Annotated in this window: 19 protein-coding genes; 11 read left to right on the top strand and 8 right to left on the bottom strand. The window is 59.7% G+C overall.

All coding sequences use genetic code 11. The features are described 5' to 3' along the window. Positions 1-282: 282 nt before the first annotated feature. The 4 genes from WNZ14_RS18640 (at position 283) to glyS (ending at position 6,347) form a co-directional block, all read left to right on the top strand. The gene (locus WNZ14_RS18640; RefSeq protein ID WP_342870113.1) at positions 283-840 is read left to right on the top strand and encodes a LemA family protein; all 558 of its coding nucleotides are present in this window, start codon (positions 283-285) and stop codon (positions 838-840) included. A 36-nt stretch (positions 841-876) separates the two neighbouring features. Then, positions 877-2,142: a 3-phosphoshikimate 1-carboxyvinyltransferase gene (locus WNZ14_RS18635; RefSeq protein ID WP_342870112.1), complete on the top strand. Its 1,266-nt coding sequence runs from the start codon at positions 877-879 to the stop codon at positions 2,140-2,142. Further along, the gene (locus WNZ14_RS18630; protein WP_342870111.1) at positions 2,139-4,067 is read left to right on the top strand and encodes a DUF2207 domain-containing protein; all 1,929 of its coding nucleotides are present in this window, start codon (positions 2,139-2,141) and stop codon (positions 4,065-4,067) included. Before WNZ14_RS18635 ends, WNZ14_RS18630 begins: the two co-directional genes overlap by 4 nt. A 111-nt stretch (positions 4,068-4,178) precedes the next feature. Beyond that, the gene (gene glyS, locus WNZ14_RS18625; protein ID WP_342870110.1) at positions 4,179-6,347 is read left to right on the top strand and encodes a glycine--tRNA ligase subunit beta; all 2,169 of its coding nucleotides are present in this window, start codon (positions 4,179-4,181) and stop codon (positions 6,345-6,347) included. A gap of 136 nt (positions 6,348-6,483) precedes the next feature. Here glyS and WNZ14_RS18620 read toward each other — a convergent pair whose 3' ends face one another. Next, positions 6,484-7,020, bottom strand: coding sequence for a plant virulence effector HPE1-like domain-containing protein (locus WNZ14_RS18620; RefSeq protein ID WP_342870109.1), 537 nt, complete (start codon positions 7,018-7,020; stop codon positions 6,484-6,486). Positions 7,021-7,118: 98 nt separating this feature from the next. After that, positions 7,119-8,396, bottom strand: a complete 1,278-nt coding sequence (purD, locus tag WNZ14_RS18615) for a phosphoribosylamine--glycine ligase (protein ID WP_342870280.1) — start codon at positions 8,394-8,396, stop codon at positions 7,119-7,121. 233 nt (positions 8,397-8,629) lie between these two features. Between purD and WNZ14_RS18610 the strand changes: the two genes are divergently transcribed. Both WNZ14_RS18610 and ubiA read left to right on the top strand, forming a co-directional pair. Further along, positions 8,630-9,082: a BLUF domain-containing protein gene (locus tag WNZ14_RS18610; RefSeq protein WP_342870108.1), complete on the top strand. Its 453-nt coding sequence runs from the start codon at positions 8,630-8,632 to the stop codon at positions 9,080-9,082. 80 nt (positions 9,083-9,162) lie between these two features. Further along, a complete protein-coding gene (ubiA, locus tag WNZ14_RS18605) occupies positions 9,163-10,137 on the top strand; it encodes a 4-hydroxybenzoate octaprenyltransferase (protein ID WP_342870107.1) in 975 nt (324 codons plus the stop codon). A gap of 70 nt (positions 10,138-10,207) precedes the next feature. Here the strand turns inward: ubiA and WNZ14_RS18600 are convergent, their stop codons facing one another. After that, positions 10,208-10,774, bottom strand: a complete 567-nt coding sequence (locus WNZ14_RS18600) for a DUF6101 family protein (protein ID WP_342870106.1) — start codon at positions 10,772-10,774, stop codon at positions 10,208-10,210. Positions 10,775-10,959: 185 nt separating this feature from the next. Next, positions 10,960-12,393, bottom strand: a complete 1,434-nt coding sequence (locus WNZ14_RS18595) for an FAD-binding oxidoreductase (RefSeq protein WP_342870105.1) — start codon at positions 12,391-12,393, stop codon at positions 10,960-10,962. A gap of 338 nt (positions 12,394-12,731) precedes the next feature. Here WNZ14_RS18595 and WNZ14_RS18590 point away from each other — a divergent pair, with 338 nt between their 5' ends. After that, positions 12,732-14,021, top strand: coding sequence for a pilus assembly protein TadG-related protein (locus tag WNZ14_RS18590; RefSeq protein ID WP_342870104.1), 1,290 nt, complete (start codon positions 12,732-12,734; stop codon positions 14,019-14,021). Between the two features lie 25 nt (positions 14,022-14,046). On the opposite strand, the gene WNZ14_RS18585 is transcribed toward WNZ14_RS18590, so the two are convergent. After that, on the bottom strand, positions 14,047-15,021 hold the full coding sequence (locus tag WNZ14_RS18585; protein ID WP_342870103.1) for an L-threonylcarbamoyladenylate synthase: 975 nt from the start codon (positions 15,019-15,021) through the stop codon (positions 14,047-14,049). A gap of 182 nt (positions 15,022-15,203) precedes the next feature. On the opposite strand from WNZ14_RS18585, the gene WNZ14_RS18580 reads away from it, so the two are divergent. The 4 genes from WNZ14_RS18580 to WNZ14_RS18565 all read left to right on the top strand — a co-directional run bounded on the left by WNZ14_RS18580 (position 15,204) and on the right by WNZ14_RS18565 (position 20,560). Next, on the top strand, positions 15,204-16,265 hold the full coding sequence (locus WNZ14_RS18580) for a diguanylate cyclase (protein WP_342870102.1): 1,062 nt from the start codon (positions 15,204-15,206) through the stop codon (positions 16,263-16,265). Between the two features lie 220 nt (positions 16,266-16,485). Continuing rightward, entirely contained in the window at positions 16,486-18,267 is a 1,782-nt protein-coding gene (locus tag WNZ14_RS18575; RefSeq protein WP_342870101.1) for an acyl-CoA dehydrogenase, read from the top strand. 48 nt (positions 18,268-18,315) lie between these two features. Further along, positions 18,316-19,074 carry a crotonase/enoyl-CoA hydratase family protein gene (locus WNZ14_RS18570; RefSeq protein ID WP_342870100.1) on the top strand — a complete coding sequence of 253 codons (759 nt, stop codon included), beginning with the start codon at positions 18,316-18,318 and terminating at the stop codon, positions 19,072-19,074. A gap of 124 nt (positions 19,075-19,198) precedes the next feature. Then, positions 19,199-20,560, top strand: a complete 1,362-nt coding sequence (locus WNZ14_RS18565) for a dienelactone hydrolase (RefSeq protein WP_342870099.1) — start codon at positions 19,199-19,201, stop codon at positions 20,558-20,560. Positions 20,561-20,828: 268 nt separating this feature from the next. On the opposite strand, the gene WNZ14_RS18560 is transcribed toward WNZ14_RS18565, so the two are convergent. From WNZ14_RS18560 to WNZ14_RS18550, 3 genes are all read right to left on the bottom strand, one after another. Next, positions 20,829-22,088: an RNA methyltransferase gene (locus WNZ14_RS18560; protein WP_342870098.1), complete on the bottom strand. Its 1,260-nt coding sequence runs from the start codon at positions 22,086-22,088 to the stop codon at positions 20,829-20,831. Next, complete coding sequence (locus WNZ14_RS18555; protein WP_342870097.1) at positions 22,085-22,852, bottom strand: TlyA family RNA methyltransferase; 768 nt, start codon at positions 22,850-22,852, stop codon at positions 22,085-22,087. Before WNZ14_RS18555 ends, WNZ14_RS18560 begins: the two co-directional genes overlap by 4 nt. A gap of 76 nt (positions 22,853-22,928) precedes the next feature. Then, positions 22,929-23,384: a hypothetical protein gene (locus WNZ14_RS18550; RefSeq protein ID WP_342870096.1), complete on the bottom strand. Its 456-nt coding sequence runs from the start codon at positions 23,382-23,384 to the stop codon at positions 22,929-22,931. Positions 23,385-23,465 lie beyond the last annotated feature (81 nt).

The raw sequence follows: 23,465 nt of genomic DNA, 5'->3' as shown, positions 1-23,465 counted from the left end.
AAGCAGCAGCCGGCAAACATGGCTCCGGCAATGAGGTCAACTATGGCGCCGGAATGGTAAAGCATTGCTTTAAACTTAATGAACAAGCCAACATCCGACAGATTTTTTGCCGGTCGCAATCAGACAGCCGGGTGATAATTCTGAGTGCCGGGGCAAGGCTGCCAATTCCGGCGCGATGGTCAATTGCGTGGATTTTTACCGAGAGTGTGCGTAAGGTCTCCGGGCTGTCAGGTCGGGCCTGCGCGCAAAATTGATGTTTGGTTTCACGCCGGGAGTGGACGCATGGGGACTTGGATTTTTTTGGCGGTGCTGGTCGGCATCGTTCTTTACGCGATTTCGCTCTACAACACTCTGGTCAAGAACCGGCAGATGGCGGGCGAGGGCTGGAGCGGCATCGATGTTCAGCTCAAGCGCCGCGCGGACCTTATCCCCAACCTGCTTGAATCCGTCAAAGGCTACATGTCGCACGAAAGGGAGCTTCTCGAGGAAGTTACCCGTCTGCGCAGTCAGGCCGTGGCCGGCAACTCGGGTTCGCCCGAACAGCGTGCATCGCTGGAAGGCGCACTCAGTGGCGCTCTCGGACGGTTGATGGCGGTGGCGGAAAGCTACCCCGACCTCAAGGCCAACGAGAACTTCAAGGAGTTCCAGCAAGCGCTGGAAGAAACCGAAAACGAGATCTCGATGTCGCGGCGCTATTACAATGGCGCGGTGCGCAATCTCAACGTCTCGGTGGAAAGCTTCCCCTCGATGCTGGTCGCCAAACAGTTCGGTTTCGTCAAGGCTGAGTATTTCGAGATCGAGGATGCTGCCGATCGCGCCGTTCCCACGGTCAAGTTCTGACCGCGCCTCAGAGGCGGGACATTTCGAGAATGAAAAATGACAACTGAAAAGCTCACGATCGTGCCGCCGGGGCATGCTCTTTCAGGCGTGGTCAATCCTCCGGGATCCAAGTCGATCACCAATCGCGCCCTGTTGCTGGCAGGTCTTGCCAACGGCACCAGCCGTTTGACTGGCGCTTTGAAGAGCGATGATACGCGCTACATGGCCGAAGCCCTGCGCGCCATGGGCGTGAGCGTCGACGAACCTGACGCAACGACCTTTGTTGTGACCGGCAGCGGTCAACTCAAGCCACCCGCCGAGCCTCTGTTTCTTGGCAATGCAGGCACGGCGACACGTTTCCTGACCGCAGCCGTTGCCCTGGGAAATGGCAAGTTTGTGGTCGATGGCGATGAACACATGCGCAAGCGGCCGATTACGCCTCTTGTCGCAGCACTAAAGTCACTCGGTGTTGATATCACGGCGGCTACCGGCTGTCCGCCTGTGACAATTAATGGCTCCGGAGGGTTCAGCTCACATCACGTGGTCATCGATGCCGGGTTGTCGAGCCAATACGTGTCGGCACTTCTGATGGCTGCACCTTGCTCTGGCAAACCCTTCACGGTCGAGCTTGCCGGCGACGATATCGGCGCCCGTGGTTACATCGACCTGACGCTTGCGGCGATGCGGGCCTTCGGGGCCAGTGTCGAACAGGTCACCCCCTCGATCTGGCGTGTTGAGCCGACCGGCTACGAGGCTGCCGATTTTCACATTGAACCGGATGCCTCGGCTGCCACCTACCTTTGGGGCGTCGAAGCGCTGACCGGCGGGAAAATCGACATCGGCACACAGGCTGCCAATTTCACCCAACCGGACGCCCGGGCTTTAGACGTGATTTCGGCGTTTCCCGATATGCCAGCAATCATCGACGGCTCGCAGATGCAGGACGCCATCCCCACAATTGCAGTGCTGGCCGCCTACAACACCACGCCGGTGCGCTTCACCGGAATTGCCAATCTCCGCGTCAAGGAATGCGACCGTGTCCGAGCCCTCTCGCTTGGCCTCAACGCCATCCGCGAAGGTCTGGCGCGCGAAGAGGGCGATGATCTGATTGTCACTGGCGACCCATCTCTTTCAGGCCAGCATCTGCCGGCCGAGATCGATACCTTCGCCGATCACCGCATCGCCATGAGTTTCGCGCTGGCTGGTCTCAAAACCTCCGGCATCACCATTCTCGATCCAAAATGCGTCGGCAAGACCTATCCGGGCTACTGGGACGCGCTGGCGTCCCTAGGTGTGACATACCTTCAGGAGATACCGCGATGAAATGGCTCTTTTCCCTCGTCTCCGCACTGATCGTCTCGCTGACGCTGACCAGCGGCTCTCTGGCAAGGGAAGAGATCCGGTCCTACATCGCCGATATCAAAGTGCGTGCCGACGCCGCCCTCGAAGTCACCGAAACCATCACGGTCAATGCAGAAGGCTACGACATCCGTCGCGGCATCTATCGCGATATCCCGCTTCGGGTTCTGGATGATTGGGGGCTCTGGTCAAGCAACGGTTTCGATCTCGTCGAGGTCTTGCACAATGGCCAGCCTGCCACCTACAGCACCGAGTGGCAGGGACGTTTTTTCCGCATCAGAATTGGCGACGCCGACGTGTTCATCCCTGACGGCAAACACACCTATACGATCCGCTATGTGACCACCCGGCAGCTGCGCTTCTTTGGCCGATATGACGAGCTCTATTGGAATGTAACCGGTAATTTCTGGAGCTTCCCGATCCTGTCGGCAGAAGCCTATGTGCAATTGCCCGATGGTGCCCGAGCTGAGCAACTCTCTGCCTACACCGGCGCGTTTGGCGATAATGGCAAGAACTATCGAGCCACCGGCGAGGGCAGTTCCAAGGTCCAGTTCGAGCTGACCAGACCGCTTGGCGCCGCCGAGGGGATGACCATCGCGGTTGGCTTCACCAAGGGCGTGGTCACACCGGATTCGGACAGCGCCTTTGCAACGCTCGGTGACAATATCGGGATCTTCCTGCTGATCCTCGGCTGGCTCGCTGTTCCGGTCTATTTTCTCTATGCCTGGAACAAGGTCGGCCGCGATCCGCCGGCACCGCCCATCATTCCCCTGTTCCATCCGCCTGAAAAACTGTCGCCGGCGGCCTTGTCCTATGCGCATTTCAATGGCTTCAAGGCCGGAAGCAAAGGCACGGAACTGCCGTTCATCGCAGCACTTCTATCCCTCGGGGTCAAACGCTTCATGCGCATCGACGAAGATTCGCGCGGAACAGTCACGCTCCAGCGCGGAGCTGCAGCCGGCGCGCCCGGCTCGCCGGCGCTGCCTGATGGCGAGAATGCGCTTTTCTCGACATTGCTGGCGAACCGTGAGGAAATTATCCTCGACAAGCAAAACGGTCCGGTCTTGAAGAGTGCGCTGACAAAGTTGCGGATGGCCATTTCCCGGGAATATTCGGGCCGCTACTACAGCGCCAATATCGGCTGGTTTATCCCCGGTGTCATTCTCGCTGTCGCCACTTTTATTATCGGACTGATGCTGCAGCAGCCACCGGACGACGGTATTCTCTATATGATCCCGGTCTTGATGACATCGCTGTTTGGCTGCGGAATGTGGCTTGGTGGGCGAAGCCTGTTCAGCGAGGGCGGTGCAGGCAACCGGATCATGGGCGGCATCCTTTTTGTCCTGGGCGCTGCAATCTTCCTGATCGGTGTTCTCGTTGTCCTGGTTCCAAGCGAACTGCCGATCTATCGGCTGGCAGGTGCATTGCTGATTGTCGGCTGTGTCGTCATGCTGATGATGGTCTGGCTTCTCGGTGCGCCAACGGCTGACGGAGCAAAGGTGCTTGCCGACATCAAGGGCTTCAAGCTCTATATCGAGACGGCTGAAACCAACCGCCTCAACATGCGCGATGCGCCGGAAATGACCGAAGAGCTTTTCGAGCGTTTCCTGCCCTATGCGGCAGGCCTTGGCGTGGAAAAACCCTGGTCGGAAGCATGGGCCGCACAACTGGCCCGCATCGCGCCTGACCGGGCAAACACCTACCAGCCGCGATGGTATCACGGCAATTCCTGGTCTCCCGGCAACATAGGTGCGGCCGCTGCGTCTTCGGTTGCTGCGGTGTCTGCCGCCATGGCCGCATCAATGCCGGCACCCAAAAGCTCGTCCGGTTCATCTGGCGGCGGCTCTTCCGGCGGTGGCGGCGGCGGCGGCGGCGGTGGCGGCTGGTAAGTGGCCTCGACGACCTGAACCGGGCAACCGACCGAGCCAAATTCCAATCGGCGGATGACATTTCGGGCGCGGCTTGCTAAGTCCGCCCCAAATATCATTGCAGGACATCCCATGCCCGACCTTCTGATTGAACTCCGCTCCGAAGAGATACCCGCACGCATGCAGCGCAAGGCTGCGGGCGATCTGCGTAAATCCGTGACTGACGCGCTGGTCGATGCTGGCCTGACTTACGAGGCGGCTCGCGAATACTGGACGCCACGCCGGCTGGTGCTCGATGTCAGAGGCCTGACTGCGCGATCAAGGGATGTGAACGAGGAGATCAAGGGCCCGTCGACCAAGGCACCCGAGCAGGCGCTGGCCGGCTTTCTGCGCAAGGCCGGTCTGAGCGATGTCTCGCAGGCCCATGTGCACACAGATCCGAAGAAAGGCGACTTCTATGTCGCCCATATTTCCAAGCCCGGCCGCGACGCCGAGGAGATCATCGCAGACGTGATGCCCGGCATCATCCGCGGTTTCTCCTGGCCGAAATCCATGCGCTGGGGCAAGGCCTCTGCCAAGCCCGGCTCGCTCAAGTGGGTGCGTCCGCTGCAATCGATTATCTGCACCTTTGGTCCCGAAACCGAAGAACCGACCGTCATCGCCTTCGAGATCGATGGCTTGGTCGCGGGCAACACGACATCCGGCCACAGGTTCCATGCGCCCGATCCGTTCACCGTGCGCCGCTTTGATGATTACTCCGACAAGCTCGAGCGCGCCAAGGTGGTGCTTGATGCAGAACGACGCAAGGAAATCATTCTCTCTGACGCCCAGAATCTCGCCTTTGCCTCCGGGCTTGAACTGGTCGAGGATGAAGGGCTGCTCGACGAGGTCTCCGGTCTGGTTGAATGGCCGGTCACGCTGATGGGCGAGTTCGAGGAGGACTTCCTTCAGATCCCCGACGACATCATCCGCCTGACCATCAAGACCAACCAGAAGTGCTTTGTGCTCCGCAAGCCCGGCAACGGACTATCGAACAAGTTCATCCTGGTCTCCAACATCGAGGCCAGCGATGGCGGCAAGGAAATTGCCCACGGCAACGGCAAGGTGGTTCGCGCCCGCCTGTCCGATGCACTCTATTTCTGGAACACCGACCAGGCCGATCTGCCCGATCTCGACAAGCTTACCGCCTCGGCTGAAAAGCTCGGTCTCGACATGGCCAAGCCGCTCGACCAGCGCATGGCCCGCCTCGATGCACTCAACGTCACCTTCCACGCCAAGCTCGGCACGCAAGGCGAACGGGTGAGCCGCATCGCCAAGCTGGCTGCTGAACTCGCCCCCATCGTCGGTGCCGATGCAGCCTTGGCCACCCGCGCCGCCATGCTCGCCAAGGCTGATCTGACCACTGAAGTGGTCGGCGAGTTCCCCGAACTGCAGGGCGTCATGGGCCGCATCTATGCCGGCCTGCAGGGCGAAGACGCGAGTGTCGCAGCAGCTCTGGAAGAGCACTACAAGCCGCAAGGTCCTTCCGATGAAGTGCCGACCAATCCGGTCTCGATTGCAGTCGCTCTGGCCGACAAGCTCGACACGCTGGTCGGCTTCTGGGCCATCGATGAGAAGCCTACCGGCTCGAAAGATCCGTATGCGCTGCGTCGTGCGGCGCTGGGCGTGATCCGGATTCTGGTGGAAAATGGCGCACGGCTCGAACTGCTCAAGCAGTTTGCAGCAGCGGTTCAAACGCTGGCTTCGCAGGATAAAGCAGACGTCTCCTCGAATGCTCTTAAGGAGGATCTCCTCTCCTTCTTCCACGACCGCCTCAAGGTCTATCTCCGCGATCAGGGTGCCCGTCACGATCTGATCGACGCGGTGATTACGCCGGCTTCCGATGACCTTCTCGACATCACCCGTCGCGTCGAAGCGCTTGGCGCGTTCCTCGATACCGAGGACGGCAAGAACCTGCTGGCAGGAACCAAGCGTGCCGCCAACATTCTGGCCGCCGAGGAGAAGAAGGGCACCGCTGTTGCCGATGCGGTTGATCCTGCGCTGTTCGAGCTTGATGCCGAGAAAAACCTGTTCGCGGCGGTGACTCAATCTGTCAATCTCGCAACTCAAGCCATTGAGAATGAAGATTATTCTGCCGCGATGAGCGCACTTGCCACATTACGTGAACCAGTTGATTCATTTTTTGAAGCTGTGCTGGTAAACGCAGAGGTTGAAACCGTGCGATCTAATCGCCTCGCGCTTCTCGCCATGATCCGTCAGGCGACCGGCGCGGTTGCGGATTTCTCGCGCATCGCCGGATGATTGTCTGATCGCCTGCCCATAACACCCGAAGCCGGCAACCCCTGGAGGTGGGCGCCGGCTGGGTGCCCGTCGCGTGGGCCTTGATCAGGCTTGCGGGGCAGGGGACGGGTGGTGGGGCCCGTCCTGTCGCGGAGTATCAGTTGAGCCTGAGCTCGAATTTCGAAGGATCGAATGGCGCGTCGCTAAGCGCCGACGTCGTGGTATCGCGGTCAATTCCCGGAGCCGTGTTGGCGATCACCGGTTCAAACAGTTCTGGCTCGCTCGCTGCTGCAGCCGCCGCATCCGCGGTCAGCGGAACTTCGCCGCTGCCATTGACCCGTTCTTCCGTTACAGCGATCTGGTTGCTCTCAGGCTCTGCAACGCCAAGCGCAATGAGATCGGCTTCGCTGGCCTTGCGGACCATCGTCACCGGCGAGCCGCCAAGCAGGTTCTCGGTCCGGTAGATCATCATCTTGCCGCCGACTTCATGGACTTCAACAATTTGTTCGCCCGGCGCCAGTTTGACCTGAGCCTCTTCGGCGGCTTTCTCCGCAGCCTCGCGGGCGCAGGATGGGCAGCCGATTTCCAGGATGCTGTTCCGGGTGTTCATGCTCGGGGTATAGGGCTCGATCGAGGAAGCGCTGGCTGAGCCCGCGCCAATGCACACCGCGGCGGCAATGATCAATCTTTGCATCGTGTCTACTCCCATTTGACCCGGACTTTCCGGTTTTGGTGAGTGCACTCTAGCAAGGGGCCGTTACGATCCGGTTTTTGGAAGCGGTTAACGACAGGTTAAATTTTTGCTTCTCGCGCGACCGCCTGCCAGCCGATGTCGCGGCGGCAAAATCCACCCGGCCAGTCAATCGCATCAACTGCTTCATAGGCCTTGGCCTGCGCTGTCGTCACATCTGCGCCATGGCCAGTGACATTGAGCACACGCCCGCCATTGGCGACCAGTTGATCGCCGTTGAGCGTCGTCCCGGCATGAAACACCTTGGCGCCATTCGCTTCCGCCTGAGCCAGACCTGAAATCGGCGTGCCCTTCTTCGGCGTGCCGGGATAGCCTTCCGCAGCCATTACCACCGTCAACGCCGCATCATCCTTCCAGCGCGCCGAGACATGCGCCAGCTCGCCTTCCGCTGCAGCCTTCAGCAGCACCAGTACATCGTCCTTGAGCCGCATCATCAGCACCTGGCATTCAGGGTCGCCGAACCGGACATTGTACTCGATCAGTCGGGGGCCGGTCTCGTCGATCATCAGCCCGGCATAGAGCACGCCGCTGAACGGCGCACCGATTGCCGCCATGCCGCGCATGGTCGGCTCGATGATCTCGCGCATGGTCTGCTCGATCAGTTCCGGCGTCATCACCGGCGCAGGGGAATAGGCGCCCATGCCGCCGGTGTTGGGGCCGGTGTCGCCGTCACCAACACGCTTGTGATCCTGCGCCGTGCCGAAGGGCAGGGCGGTCTTGCCGTCGCACAGGCAGAAGAAGCTCGCCTCTTCGCCGCCAAGGAATTCCTCGACCACAACCTCAGCCCCGGCCTCGCCGAATGCGCCCTCGAAGCAGTCCTCGATCGCGGCCAGCGCCTCATCCAGCGTCATCGCAACGGTCACGCCCTTGCCCGCTGCCAGCCCATCGGCCTTGATCACGATCGGTGCGCCCTGCGCCCGCGCATAGGCCTTGGCCTTGGGTGCGTTGTTGAACCGCTGATAGGCGCCGGTCGGGATATTCTCGCGGGCACACAGGTCTTTCGTGAACCCCTTCGAGCCCTCAAGCTGCGCGGCCTCAGCCGATGGTCCGAAAACAGCGATGTCGGCTTTCTTCAACGCATCGGCGAGCCCTGCGACCAGCGGCGCTTCGGGGCCGACAACAACCAGATCAATTTTCTTGTCCCGGCAGAAGCCGACAACTGCCTCGTGATCGGTGATGTCCAGATCGCTCAGTGTCGCGTGCTCGGCAATGCCTGGATTGCCAGGAGTTGCATAAAGGGTTGCGAGCATCGGAGATTGGGCGATCTTCCAGGCGAGCGCATGTTCACGTCCGCCCGAACCGATCAAAAGCACATTCATCATCGACAATCTCCGTCAGCTGGCCTTGGACGGGCGCAACCTGGTTCGCGTTTGTGTTGGGTTAAGAAATCACGGGCGCAGGGTCAAGCGAACTTGATGGCCTGACACTCTGAAAGGTGATTTGGGGATAATTTGCTGCATGGCTTTCAGGCTTCTGCAACGATTTCCGATCTATTCTCTAATATCGGCCTTCTGGTGGCTCCGCACCATGAACAACCGGGGAGGGGATTTCCATGTTGCAAATGCTCTATGTCAGCGGTTCGTCCAAGCCAATGGCCGTCGACGATATCCAGAAAATTCTGGCCGTATCCCGGCGCAACAACCTGCGTGACGGCATTACCGGCATGCTGTTGTGGGCTGATGGTGTCTTCATTCAGATCCTGGAGGGGGAGGCGGATACCGTTCGTTCCGCGTTCAGGCGAATCGAAAGTGATGATCGGCATCGCAACATCATGGTGGTACTTGAGCAAACCGCAGAGAAGAGACTGTTCAACCAGTGGAGCATGGGCTTCAAGCAGCTTGACGCTGACATGGCCGCTGACAAGAAGCTATTCCAGATATCGCGCGCAGCACTCGTTGACCGGATCACAAGCGAGGACGGCGGCCTGTTCCTGGAAACTGTTCTTGCCTTCAGCCGGGATTTTGTCGCTGACCTCGAACAGGCACCCAGAGCCGCACGGGCCTAGCAGCCAATAATCACGGTGCCCTGATTGTCGTTATGACTGTCGTCTTGACCTGCCACCGCCTCGGTGGCAACAGTCGCATCATGTCAAAAACGTCTCACACAACTGCTGACAAGCACGCGCGCGTCGCCGATGCGCCATCAGGAAACTGGGTTTACCGTGTGCTGCCGCGCGCACTCTGGCCACATGCGCAGCTGGCGCGGTGGGATCGGCCGATTGGCTGGCAGCTGTTGATGTGGCCGTGCTTCTGGTCTTCAGCCCTTGCCGCCAATGTCGCGAGTTCAGCCACCAACGTCGATACCGTCTGGTCACCGCTGCTGATGCTCTGGCATCTGTTCCTGTTCATGACCGGGGCCATCGCCATGCGCGGTGCCGGCTGCACCTGGAATGACATTGTCGATTACAAGATCGACGCCAAGGTGGCACGCACCCGCTCGCGGCCGCTGCCCTCTGGCCGGATTTCAAAACTTGCGGCGACTGCGTTCCTCGTTGTGCAGGCGCTGGTGGGCCTGCTGGTTCTGGTCCAGTTCAATGTGTTCTCGATCCTGCTTGGTATCGCCTCGCTCGGTGTGGTGGTCATCTACCCGTTTGCCAAACGCTTCACCGACTGGCCGCAGTTCTTTTTGGGCCTGGCCTTTTCCTGGGGTGCGCTGATGGGGTGGGCTGCGGTGTTTGGCGAATTGACGCTGCCCCCGGTGCTGCTCTATGTGGGCGCCATAGCTTGGACCATCGGTTACGACACGATCTATGCCCATCAGGACAAGGAAGATGATGCCCTTGTCGGTGTGCGTTCCACGGCGCGGTTATTCGCAGAGAATACCAAGATCTGGCTCGTCGGATTTTATGGCCTGTTTGCCGCCATGGCGCTTGCAGCGTTCTGGTTGACCGGCGTGGCTTGGCCCGCCTATGCCGGGCTTGCGCTGGCCGTCGTCATGCTTGGCTGGCAGATCCGGGTGATTGATATCGACGACGCCGATCAGTGCCTTGCGCTGTTCAAGGCCAACAGCCGGGTCGGCCTGATCGTGTTTGTCGGATTGGTCGCAGCCTTGCTGGCATAAAAAGAACCCGGCCGCCCGTGTGGGGCAGGCGACCGGGCTGGTATCAGCTTTTGGTAGGTGCTGATGGAACTTAACGGCGGGCGATAATCTCGCGACCTTCAATCTTCATGCGAATTCCAAGCTTGCCGGTTGAGCGGCGAACCAGGAAACGCGGGCGCCGATCGGCAATCTGGTTGTGCCGGCGGCGGCGTGTCGGTGTGGCTCCAGATTGCTGTGCCGAGCCGTCATCGAGCGGACGGGCGACACCATCGGCCTCCACCATCATCATCGGCAGTCCGTAGAGTTCGGACCAGGCACGCCAGTCGGCTGCAATGTCATCGAGATTGTGCGCAACCAGCAAAGGCACGCACAGTGCAATGTCGGTATGGTGAAGTTCAAGCGTCACCGTCACGCTGCCGTCACCATGATCAATCGCACGCGCCGCGACACCTTTGAAGGCACGCGCTGGCAATGCGATAGACAATGGAAGTCCGGATTTCGACAACACTTTCTTGACGACAGCGCCACGCATATCCAGCGTGACTGAAACGTCTTGCTGCTCGTTACCGACAGAATAGGACACGCGTTGCGGGAAACTGCCTGGGTCGAGCCGCAATTCGAAACCGGCCCATTCGGGCTTCAATACGGTATTGGTCATGTTAATCGCCTCTGTAACTCTTGAGAGCCGGTAATCCGGTCTTCTCATCCGGGGCTTTTCGCCCTCTCACAGGAAGCAAAATGACCCATAGGCGGTTCCAGTCGGCTTAAGGTTTTGGGTTAAGAAAACCTATGTTTTGGAAATGGTTAGCGAAAGACGACCGTCCCATTTCCATTTTGGAAAGGTTACCGGGACGCAATCACCTTGCCCGGATTCATGATGCCCTTGGGGTCGAAAGCATCCTTGATCCGGTGCATCAGCGCCATTTCCACAGGCGAGCGGATGGCAGCGAGCTCATCGCGCTTGAGTTGTCCAATGCCGTGCTCGGCCGAGATTGACCCGTTCAATTTTAGCACAATCGCATGAACGACCTCGTTCATTTCTTTCCATCGGGCAAGAAAGGCCTTTGTGTCAGCCCCAACCGGCTGCGAGATGTTGTAGTGGATGTTGCCGTCACCCATGTGCCCGAAAGCCACAATGCGCGCATCGGGCATGGCCTTCATCACCGCTTCGTCTGCCGATGCGAGAAACTCTGGCACCTGCGCCACCGGCACAGACACGTCATGCTTGATCGAGCCACCCTCGGGCTTTTGTGCCCAGGACATCGATTCTCTCATTTTCCAGAAGGCCTGACGCTGGCTTTCGGTTTCGGCGGCTGCAGCGTCGCGGATCAGGCCTTTCGCATCGGCAGCAACGAAAAGCCCCTCCAGCATGGCGCGGGCGGCGTCCTGCGATTGGCCTGAGGAAATGTCGATCAACACATACCAGGGATGCGCGTCAGCCAGCGGATCGCGCGCACCTTCTATATGGCGGGTGGTAAATTCGATGCCGATGCGCGGCATCAGTTCAAAGCCGGTCAGCGAGGGGCCACAATAATCCTGCGCCAACCGGAACAGCTTCAATGCGGTCTCCGGATTGTCGACCCCGGCATAAATGGTTTCGTGCCCGCGGGGAGCCGGAAACAGCTTCAGCACTGCCGCCGTGATGACCCCTAATGTGCCTTCCGCGCCGATGAAAAGATCGCGCAGATCATAACCGGTGTTGTCTTTCTTGAGCGACCTCAAGCCGTGCCAGATCTCGCCGTCTGGAAGCACCGCTTCAATGCCGAGGCAAAGCTGTCGCATGTTGCCATAGGCGAGCACGGCGGTGCCGCCGGCATTGGAGGAGAGGTTGCCGCCAATCTGGCAGGAGCCTTCCGAGCCCAGTGACAGCGGAAACAGGAGCCCCACGTCGCTCGCAGCCTTTTGCGCCTGCTGAAGCACCACGCCAGCCTCTGCAATCATGGTTTGCCCCACAGTGTCCAGCGACCTGATCTTGTTGAGGCGCGCAAGCGACAGGACGATTTCGCCCTTTCCCGGTCGCGGCGATTGTCCGCCCACAAGACCGGTGTTGCCGCCTTGTGGAACTATGGCGGTATTCGTCTCATGCGCCAGCCGCAGAATGGCAGCGACTTCATCAGTATTCGCCGGGCGCAGTACCAGCGGACTTTCACCCTGGTAAAGGCCGCGCAGTTCGATCAGGTGCGGCGCAATGTCGGAGTCACGGGTAAGGGCATTCTGCGCGCCGGTTATGGCGGCAAAACGGTCGATCAGCGATGGGTCAGTAAGTGCTATGGGCATGCCCAAGCATGTAGCTTTGCACTGTCGTCAAGTCGAGAGGCAGGATGCTGCTTTGAGATCCAATGCCATGCGGTTTCTCATAACCCTTGAGAGAATGTCTTGATCGAAATCCTTCAATAAGGTGGTTTTCCTGGGCTTTGAAAATGGTCGGCGGACATGGAATGCAAGAGAAATCCAATGCGCTGCGACAAACGAAAAAGCTGACAAACGGCACGCCCACAGAGCATCGACTTGTCCGGTTCATTCAAATGCAATCCACCTGCTTCAACGTTCCTTAGCTTTTTTCCATCATAATCTATCTGGATATTAGAAGCATTTAGTGTGAACGGGGTATTCAAATGCAGCGGTTTTTCTGCAACAGATCCGGAAACTTTGGTATTCTTGCTGCAGTTTTACTCGTGCCGGTGATTGGCGCGGCAGGACTTGCGCTCGATTACAGCAATGCACTCTCTGTAAAAACCCAGATTCAGGGTGCAGCAGATGCTGCCGCCTTGGCCGCAGTGGCTGAAAGTTCCGAGGGCGTCAAGAAGGCGTTTGAAATGTCCGGAGACGGCGAGGTTGCGATTGGAGCCGCGGATGCGGTTACCTTCTTCAAGGGGCAGCTCGAAAGCGATACCGATTTCACGCTCGATGAAATCACGGCAAAAGTCGTGAAGAAAAATGGCCGTTTATACTCGATCGTCAATTACAGGGTCACCGTGCCGACGACGCTTTCGCGTATTCTGGGTCAGGAACTCATCCAGATTGCGGGCCAGGCCACCGTTGAATACCAGACCGATATCTACCGGGACTTTTACCTGTTGCTCGACAACACGCCTTCAATGGGCGTCGGCGCAACCCCGACTGACGTGGCTCTCATGGTGGCCAAGACACCTGACCAATGTGCTTTCGCTTGCCATATCGTCAACGATGGAAAGGAAGACAAGAACAGCTATTTCAATCTTGCCAAGAAGCTTGGTGTAACGACGCGTATCAACGTTGTGGCGCAGGCAACTGCCGCCCTGATGGACACCGCCAAGGATTCCCGCGTGAGCAGCAATCAGTACCGCATGGCTGTCTACACGTTCGGTGAAAAGGCAGAAGACACCAAATTGCTTGAGGTTGTTCAATCGACAACCAACCTGAACCAGGCCAAGGCCAAAGCCGCCAAGATCGAACTTATGTCGATTCCTTATCAGGGATACGACAATGACCAGCAAACGGATTTCGACCGCGCATTTTCACAGATGGGTGAAAAGATGGGAACACCCGGATCGGGCCTCACCGCGTCTTCACCTGAAAAAATCCTGTTCTTTGTTTCTGATGGCGTTGGTGACAGCTACAAGCCAACAGACTGTACAAAGAAGCTTACCGGTGGACGTTGCCAGGAGCCCATCGACGTAAAATATTGTAGTGAGCTGAAGGACAAGGGGTATAAGATCGCGGTCCTGTACACCACCTACCTGCCGCTTCCAACCAACGACTGGTACAATAGCTGGATCAAGCCGTTTCAGGACCAGATCCCTGCTAGGATGGAAGCTTGCGCTTCGCCGGGTTTGTTCTTCGAAGTAAGCCCTTCGGAGGGCATCAGCGCGGCAATGACAACCCTGTTCAAGAAAATCATCAACACTCCGCTGCTGACTGGATGATGCGGAGTGCGACCGGGGGCCAGGTCTAATCCCTCGGAGCCGCAGCCCGGCTCAAGCGATCGTTGATCGCCTCGCCCAGATCGTGAGTTGGAACTGGCGCTACAGCAATTCCGGTGGCGCCTGGAGCATCTGCGCGCTTCAGGAAATCAAACAGGTTTGCCGCTGCTTCACGTAAGTCTGCGGAAGGTGACAAGTCCATGATCGCATGGGCTTGCTCTTCTCCAGCGATTGCCGTTCCTCCGAACCGGATCAAGACTTCGCCGGGTCTGATTTGTGAGACATTCAATCTGACCGGGTTTTCGGGTGCATAGTGAGACGCCATCATGCCCGGCGCGATGATCTTGTCGTCCGCAGTCTGAGCCGGGGCGCGTTCTACCACTGTGCCTGCCGCTGCCTCAATCAACTCCACCGCAATACCACCCGGCCTGAGCAGGCGCAAATGCGTGCCGTCCACGGCCAGGATCGTAGATTCCACTCCGACGCGGCATGGCCCACCATCGAGGATCAGGCCGATTCGGTCGCCGAGATCATCGGCCACATGCTGCGCGGTTGTCGGGCTGACACGGCCCGAACGATTGGCGCTTGGCGCCGCAAGCGGTTGACCGAAGGCTGCGATCAGGTCGCGCGCAAACCCCTGCGGCATCCGCACTGCTGCCGTGGGTAGACCCGCGGAGGCAAGCGGATGAATTTTCCCGGATTCCTTGAGCGACAGCACCAGTGTGAGTGGACCCGGCCAGAAGGCCTCGGCAAGCCGCTCCGCAAGGGGTGAGAAGACCACGTGCGCCTTCGCCATCTCCATATCTGAGACATGCGCGATCAGAGGGTTGAAGCGCGGACGGCCCTTCGCCTCGTAAATGGAAGTAATCGCATTCGGATCGGTGGCGTCAGCTGCCAATCCGTAAACGGTTTCAGTGGGTATCGCCACGGGTTCGCCGCGCCGCAGCACCTCGAGAGCTGCCGCAAGCGTATCCGGGTCGGAAATCGGGAGAATGTGCACCATGACTTGTCCAATTTTGAGCGCACGGTCTATCAGGCACCCAGCAGGCACGCAATCGACTGTGTTGGTATCATGAATTGCTAACAAACAGCACGAAAGATCAAATTGAAGCTATCGATTTAGCAGGCCCATAAGTTTTTTGCTGCATGACTGATCACATGCAATTCTCTAGATGAGTAACAGTCATGAACAAGCAAACCTCAGCTGCAACGTCGATCGGACTTCGCGTCGCTACCGCGATGTATCAGATGGGAATCGATGGCTTGCCGAGGAACTATGAGCTTGTTTACGAGGCCTATTCCGGCGCAAATCCGGAATTGACCAAGGAGTTCGTGGCGATCGGGAAAAACAAGTCTCAGCGCGCGTTGGATGACCTCGGCAGGAAGTATCTGCCGCATCACCACGAAGAGACGCATGTTGCCAAGACCAATGATCGCATGCGCACCCAGATGAGCACATTCATGTCGCTGCTTGAGGAAGAAAAATCCTCGCTGACGGACTACGGCAAGATTATCAGCGAGGCCTCGCGCACATTCGCATCCGATGGTGAAGTTGACCAGGAGACCCTCAATCGCTCGATCCAGCAACTCAGCGAGGCCACCGAGAAGCAGGCATCCAAGAGCGAGGCCATGGTCGCTGTCGCTTCCGAACAGGCTGCCGAACTTGACGGCGTCAAGGCTGACATCGAAAATTTCGAGCGGATGAAATTCATCGACCAGCTCACCGGTCTTGCCAATCGCCGCTCCTTCAACAAGACAGCCGCACGGATTTACGCCAAACCCGAATTGCCGGTCATGTGCGGCCTCGCTTATGCCGAGATTGATGATTTCAAGCGCTTGTGTGAAATGGACGAAAAGGGCACCGGTGACAATTACGTCCGCCATGTTGGCCATCTTCTGCAAAAGGCAGTCCAGGACACCGACATTGTTGCGCGCCTTGATGGCAATCGTTTTGCCTTCCTCATCAATTCCGCAGATGAGGCTGAAATCATGCGTGCGGTTGACAGGCTTCGCTTTGCGGCTGGAAGCAGGCCAATCATTCATTCCAAGACCGGTCGCAGCATCGGCAAAGCCACCTTGTCGATTGGCATTGCCATGTCGACGGTGGCGGATGCAGCAGGCCAGTTGCTGGGCTTTGCGGAAAAAGCCATGGGCACCTCTTCGAAGGACGGCGGCGACCGGGTCACATTCTATTCAAACACAGAGCATGCTGGCGCCGAGACCGGCTGGATGATCTACAAGCCTTGATCGTGTCCCGGGGCTATCCCGGCGGCGGTTGTTTTGAAAATTCTGGTTTGCTTGTCGCTTAGCCTGAGATCTCAATCTCCGGCTTCGACGCGTATTTGATTCTCCGGAAATGCGCGCTAAGTTCCACGTCTCAAATTGACGTTTACGTAAAAACAACTTAGCCATGGACGTGGTTGGGAACCTGCCGGGTCACTCTGGCGGGCAGCAATGAGGAGATCACATGTATCGTGCGCCGGTAGACGAAATCGCTCACACTCTCAAATCTGTCGCGGGGTTGCGCAAAGCACTGGAAACCGGGCGTTTCGGAGATCTGGGCGAGGATCTTGTGGATGCAATTCTTGCGGAGGCCGGGCGGTTTTCTTCCGATGAAGTCGCACCTCTGAGCGAGATTGGCGACAAGCACGGCGCAATCCTCAAGGACGGCGCGGTGACGACGCCGCCGGGCTGGAAGGAGCTTTACCAGAGCTGGATCGCCGGCGGCTGGAACGGCTTGACCGGCCCCGAGGAATTCGGTGGCCAGGGACTGCCGATGCTGCTGTCGGTGGCAGCGCTCGAGATGTGGAATTCGGGCTCGCTTGCCTTTGGTATCGGCCCGACACTCACCATGGGTGCAGTCGAAGCGCTCGACAAGCACGCCTCAGATGAACTCAAGGCCAAGTACCTTGAAAAGCTCGTGACCGGCGAGTGGATGGGGACGATGAACCTGACCGAGCCGCAGGCCGGTTCCGACCTCAACGCGCTGAAAGCCCGCGCCGAACCCAATGGCGACGGTACCTACCGGATCTACGGTCAGAAGATCTACATCACCTATGGTGAGCATGACTTTACCGACAATATTGTCCACCTCGTACTGGCACGGCTGCCCGATGCGCCAGCCGGAACACGTGGAATTTCGCTGTTCCTGGTTCCCAAATTCTTTGTCGGTGACGACGGGTCGCTTGGCGAGCGCAATGATGTGTTCTGTTCGGGTCTAGAGCACAAGCTCGGCATTCACGCCTCTCCCACCTGCACCATGATTTACGGCGACGGCAAGTTCGTCGATCAGCCGGGCGCCATCGGCTGGCTGATCGGCGAGGAGAACAAGGGCCTCGCCTGCATGTTCACGATGATGAACAATGCCCGTCTGGCCGTCGGCATGCAGGGCGTGGCGATTGCCGAGACTGCGTACCAGAAGGCACTCGCCTACGCCAAGGACCGCACCCAGGGTCGTGCGCCCGGTTACAAGGGCGAGGGCATGAGCCCGATCATCGAGCACCCTGATGTCGCCCGTATGCTGATGACCATGAAGGCGCTGACGCAGGGCGCGCGCGCCATCTGCTACTCCTGCGCCGAGGCGCTCGATATGGCCCGCGTCAGCGAAGGTGACGAGGCAAAGGCCTGGTCCGAACGCGCCGGCCTGATCACCCCGATTGCCAAGGCGTTCGCCACCGACATCGGCCTCGAAGTGGCTTCGCTCGGCGTACAGGTGCATGGCGGCATGGGCTTCATCGAGGAGACGGGTGCTGCCCGCCTGCTGCGCGATGCGCGTATCGCGCCGATCTACGAGGGCACCAACGGCATTCAGGCAATCGATCTTGTCATGCGTAAGCTGCCGCTTTCAGGCGGGGCGACGGTTGCGGCCTTCATCGCCGATTTCAAGGCCGACGCAGATGCCGCACGGGCCTCCAATTCGCCGGCGCTCGAAGGCGTCGCCGATCATCTTGATCAGGCCATTGCCGATCTCGAAGCCGTCACCGCCTACATGCAGTCCGCCACGTCGGACGGACGCCAGACTGACGCCCTGGCTGGCGCCACACCCTATCTCAGGCTGTTCGGTCTGACGGCGACGACGGCCATGCTTGTGCGCGGAGCCCTGGCTGACACCGATGCGCCGGAAGCGGCGGGGAGGGCCGCTCTTGCCCGTTTCGCCGCCGCCAATCTGGCGCCTGAGACCAAGGGGCTTGCGGCAAGCGCCACGGCCGGTGCCGAGAGCCTTTCCGGCGCCAGCGCGGTGTTTGCCTGATTTGAAAGATCCGGCCCTCGGGCCGGCGCCATATCCAGAGGGACATTCATGACTGACCACATCCTGATCGAGCGTGCCGGCGAGACCGGCGCCATCAATGTCATCCGCTTCAACCGGCCTGACAAGAAAAACGCCATCACCCGCGATATGTACTCGACCATGGCAAAGGCCCTGAGCGATGGCGAGACCGATGACAGCGTCCGTGTTCACGTGATGCTCGGCACGCCCGGCGCCTTCACCTCCGGCAACGACATGCAGGACTTCATGGCGGTCGCCATGGGTGGCGCCAAGGGTACCGAGGTGTTTGATTTCCTCACGGCCCTGGCAACTGTAAACAAGCCGGTCATCTCCGGCGTCAAGGGTCTGGCGATCGGCATCGGCACCACCATTCACATGCATTGCGACCTGACGTTTGCTACTCCGGACTCGCGCTTCCATACCCCGTTTGTCGACCTCGCGCTGGTGCCCGAAGCCGGTTCCAGCCTGCTGGCGCCGGCCGTCATGGGGCATCAGAAGGCATTCGCGCTTCTGGCCGCAGGCATCCCGTTTACTGGCGAGGATGCCGCCCACGCCGGCCTGATCTACAGGACCGTCAGCGCTGACGAGCTGGAACCGGCAGTGTTTGCAGCTGCCGAGCATCTGGCGGCAAAACCACCCAAGGCGCTGGCCATTTCCCGCCGTCTGGTCAAACCGGACCCGGATGCTGTTGTCGCCCGCATCCGCGAGGAAGGTGAGCATTTTGCTGCCCAGCTCAAGAGCGCAGAGGCACTTGCCGCGTTTCAGGCTTTCATGGCGCGCAAGAAGTAATCCACTTTCGTGCCCCGCGATCTGGTGTTGGGGGGCACGCTGCGATAGCGTCACGCGATCGTAGACCGTACCTGCTACCAGACCTCTCTGGCGCTAACGCCTATGAAAATGTGAAAGGTATCTCATGTTCAAATTTTCTCCACTCATTGCAGTCTCAGCCATGACCATCGCAGCCTTTACAAGCAACGCTTTTGCCGCAAGTCACGAGGGCGCGCCCGCGCCCGCCACCAACCGTATCGATGGCCAGCGCTATGATGCGCCGGAACTGTCTGCCTATGGCCAGTACAAGATCGGCGTGCGCACGATCGAGATGGTCAATCCCGGCCAGATCGACATTCTGGCAATCGACCCTGCTGCGGAAAAGCCAGCTGAATGGCCGCGCTATGATCGTCCGTTAACCGTCGAGGTCTGGTATCCGGCCGATAGTGCTGCCGAAGGCTCACACGAACTCAAGGCATTCCTTCGTGACGGCAAGACCGAAGTGACGCTGGTCGGTCAGGCCATGCGCGATGCGGCTCCGGTCACAGGCACCGACGCGTTCCCGCTCGTGATCATCTCGCATGGTTATCCGGGCAACCGTTTCCTGTTGTCCCATCTGGCTGAAAACCTCGCCTCCAAGGGCTATGTCGTGGCCTCTATCGACCACACGGATTCGACCTACCGCACCAAGGCGGCCTTCGGTTCGACCCTGGTCAACCGCTCGATCGATCAGAAGTTCGTGCTCAATGAACTGGCGCGTCTCACCGGTGAGGATGGCAACTTCCTCAAGGGGCTCGCCAACACCGACAACGCCGCCATCATCGGCTACTCAATGGGCGGCTATGGCGCCGTCATCAGCGCCGGCGGCGGTGTCACCCAGAAGGCTGTCGATTATGCCTGGGGCGGGCCGTTTGGCACGCTTGGCGTTCACTTGAGCGGCAGCGACACCCACAACGCGCTGCCTGATCCCCGCGTCAAGACAATCGTTGCCTTCGCTCCTTGGGGCAAGGTGCAGGGTTTCTGGGACGAGGAAACCCTCAAGGGCATCAACAAGCCGGCCCTGTTCGTTGCCGGTTCTATGGATGCGACTGCCGGTTACGAGGCGGGCGTCCGCAGCATCTGGAAGGGCGCCACAAGCGTCGATCGCGCGCTGCTGACATATGTTGACGCCGACCACAATGCCGGCGCGACCATGCCCGCTCCCGCCGAATCCTTCAAGTTCGACGAGGACCTGGGTTTCTACGTGGCCGAACACTACGATGATGCGGTCTGGGATACGGTGCGGATGAACAACATCGCCCAGCATTTCGTCACCGCCTGGCTCGGCCTTCATTTGAAGGGTGATGAGAAAATGGCTGCCTTCCTCGACCTGACCCCCAATGCCAACGACGGCGTCTCGGCCATGGAAAAGGACGGCACCAAAAAGCCCGAGCACACCCAATGGACCGGCTTCGACACCCGCGCGCCCAGGGGCCTGCGCTACGAAGTGCTCAAGGCCGGCGAATAAGGCTCACGTCTGACGACAATGGAAGGCGGCGCACCGGGTGCGCCGCCTTTTTCGTTTGAGCGAGTGACGGAAGATCGCCCCAAATACCTCCGTAATCCCGGCCTTGAGCTGGGATCCAGCAGGCGAGCGTCCGCGAGCCGGGAAAACAAAGGCGGCAACTTCGAGAGCCTTTCACCGCATGGAACCGCGGTGGCTGGCCCCCGGATCAAGTCCGGGGTGACGGCGGAACGAGAACCGCCTCCAGCCAATTACATAGGGAGCGGCGCCCCTACCGCTTCGGCCGCTCCAAGAGCGCCACCACTTCCACATGGCTCGACCAAAGAAACTGGTCAATCGGCGTGACCGACATGAGCTTGTAGCCACCCTTGATCAGGATCTCGAGATCGCGCGCCAGTGTTGTCGGGTTGCAGGAGACGGCGGCGATGTGTTTGACGGTCGAGCGGGCGATGTCGCCCACCTGCACCTCGGCGCCGGCGCGGGGTGGGTCGAAAACCAGTCCCTGATAGGCCTTCAGTTCCGCCAGCATCAGCGGTCGGCGGAACAGATCGCGCTTCTCCACCGTCACCGGTTTCAGTCCCTGCGAACGCCGCGCCGCCTTGTCGAGAGCTGCCAGCGACGGCCCGTCAGCTTCCACGGCATGGACGTGCGAATGTTCCGCGAGCCTGAGCGCGAAGGTGCCCGAGCCGGAAAACAGGTCCGCCACCCGCTTGGATTTTTTCAGGTGCCCGACAACGAGATCGCCCATCACGGTCTCGGCCTGATTGCTCGCCTGCACGAAGCCGCCTGGCGGGGGATTGACGATTACTCTGCCGAAATCGAGTTGTGGTGGCTGCTTCTCGATGAGGATTTCATCATTGAAGCTCAACCGGCTGACGGCCTGCTCCGCACGCACCGCATTGATGATCCTGAGCCGGTCAGGCTCGGTGAGCTTGAACGGGGCGTCGACCGCGATATCGACGCCTGGCACTGCATCAAGCACGTAGAAACGAAACGCCTCCTTGCCGACAGCCACTGCGGTGGCAAGCCGTCTGAGCGCCGGCAGCGCCTGGTTGATCCGCTCCGAGGCAACGACGCAGGTCTCAACCTTGATGATCTGGTGGCTCGAAGCGCGGTTGAAGCCAAGGATCGCGCCCTTGTCGGTGCGCCTGGCGGCAAACACCACCCGCCGCCGCGTGCCCGGTTCGCAGGTGACCAGCGGCGCCACATCAGCCACGATGTTGCGGCTTTCGAGTGCGGCCACAACCAGCCCGCGCTTCCAGTCCTGATAAACGCTGTCGGCCACATGCTGCAGCGCGCAGCCGCCGCATCCGGCGTTCTCGTCATCCGGTCCGAAATGCGGGCAGGGCGGCGTCACCCGGTCAGGCGAGGGGGTGAGTACCGCGATCAGCGACGCGCGGGTTTTCTCGACAGCTGCATTGATGACGTCGCCTGGCACGGTGAACGGCACGAAGATCTGGCCGTGAGGCGTTTCGGCAATGCCGTCGCCTTGTCCGCCAAGTCTTGTGATGTCGAGCTTTTGAGCGCTCATGATTTGACGCCTCCGATGAGAAATTCGTGGTTGCCGTCGCTGCCTTCGATCGGCGAGGGGATCGGCCCGACCGCCCGCCAGCCGGGCTGCGTGTTGAGCCAGTCGGCAAGATCATCGGCGATGATCGGCCCGTGCGCTGGATCCTTGAGCAGCCCGCCCTTGCCGATGCCCGCCCGTCCGGCTTCAAACTGCGGCTTGACCAGCAGTACGGCGAAAGCGCCGGGTGCTGCAAGCTCAAGCGCCGGTGGCAGCGCCAGCTTGAGTGATATGAAGCTCACATCCGACACCACCGCGCCGATCTCGTGGCCGCCCAGATGCGGACGGCTCAGCTCGCGCGCATTGAGGCCTTGGAGGTTGGTCACCCTCGGGTCAGAGCCAAGGCTCGCATGCAATTGATCGTGGCCGACGTCGACCGCGATGACGTGGTGGGCGCCGCGTTGCAGCAGCACCTGCGTGAACCCGCCGGTCGAGGCGCCGATATCAAGTGCCACGCGTCCGGATGGATCAAACCCGAAGTTGTCAAGACCGGCGATCAGCTTCAGCGCCGCCCGGGAGACATAGTCGCGCGCCGGATCGGACAGGCTGATCTCTGCAGTCTCTGCGAAAAGCGCGCCCGGCTTCAAGATGGCTTTGCCATCGACACGCACCGCACCGCGCGCAATCGCGTCACGCGCCCGCGACCGGCTTTCGTAAAAGCCGCGCCGGACCAATACCTGGTCGAGCCGGTCCCTTTCGGACGGAGTTGTGGGAGGAGTGTCTGCCATGAAAGTCGTCTTGGCCCGGAAGGGCCGCAAGGGCAAGCGCTTTGTGCGCGCCAGGCGGATACCCGCCAGAAGCATATCAGAAGAACAGGAAGCTGCCCTTGCTTCGCCGGGCTTGCGACGGCGCTGCTTGTTCCTCTCCCCTGTCTTCAGAGATTTGCGGCGCTCGGGTGGCTTGCAGGGCTTTGCCTGCCGGTCGATTGCTGGCGCTCTCCCGGTTGGTCACGATTTGCCGATCCTTTACGACTGGCCCGTCTTCAGGTGCTTTCGCGCTCTCGACCGGTAGCGTGTCCATGACCGCTTGCTGTCTTTCGATGATCTGCTCGTTCGCGATGGGCCTCAGAAACTCATTCGATTTGGGATCCAGCGACCCGCGCATCTCGCCGAGCTTGGGAACCAGCATCCGGATCGCCGCTTCCTCTATGCGCTTGTCATAGGTCGGTTGCGTGTCTGCAATAGCGGACGATGCCAGTCCCGCCACGACGAGCGACACTGCCGCGATCATGCGCGCATGGCAGTTTCCCGCCTTTTCCATCGTTATTGCCAAAACAGTCCGAAGTCCCTTGCTGCTGTGAGCAAAACACTAGCAGGGGGATGTTTCAGAACGCCGAAAGGA

Source organism: Hoeflea sp. AS60 (assembly GCF_038900115.1).
GTDB lineage: Bacteria > Pseudomonadota > Alphaproteobacteria > Rhizobiales > Rhizobiaceae > Hoeflea.
This window is presented reverse-complemented; position numbering and strand designations above follow the sequence as displayed.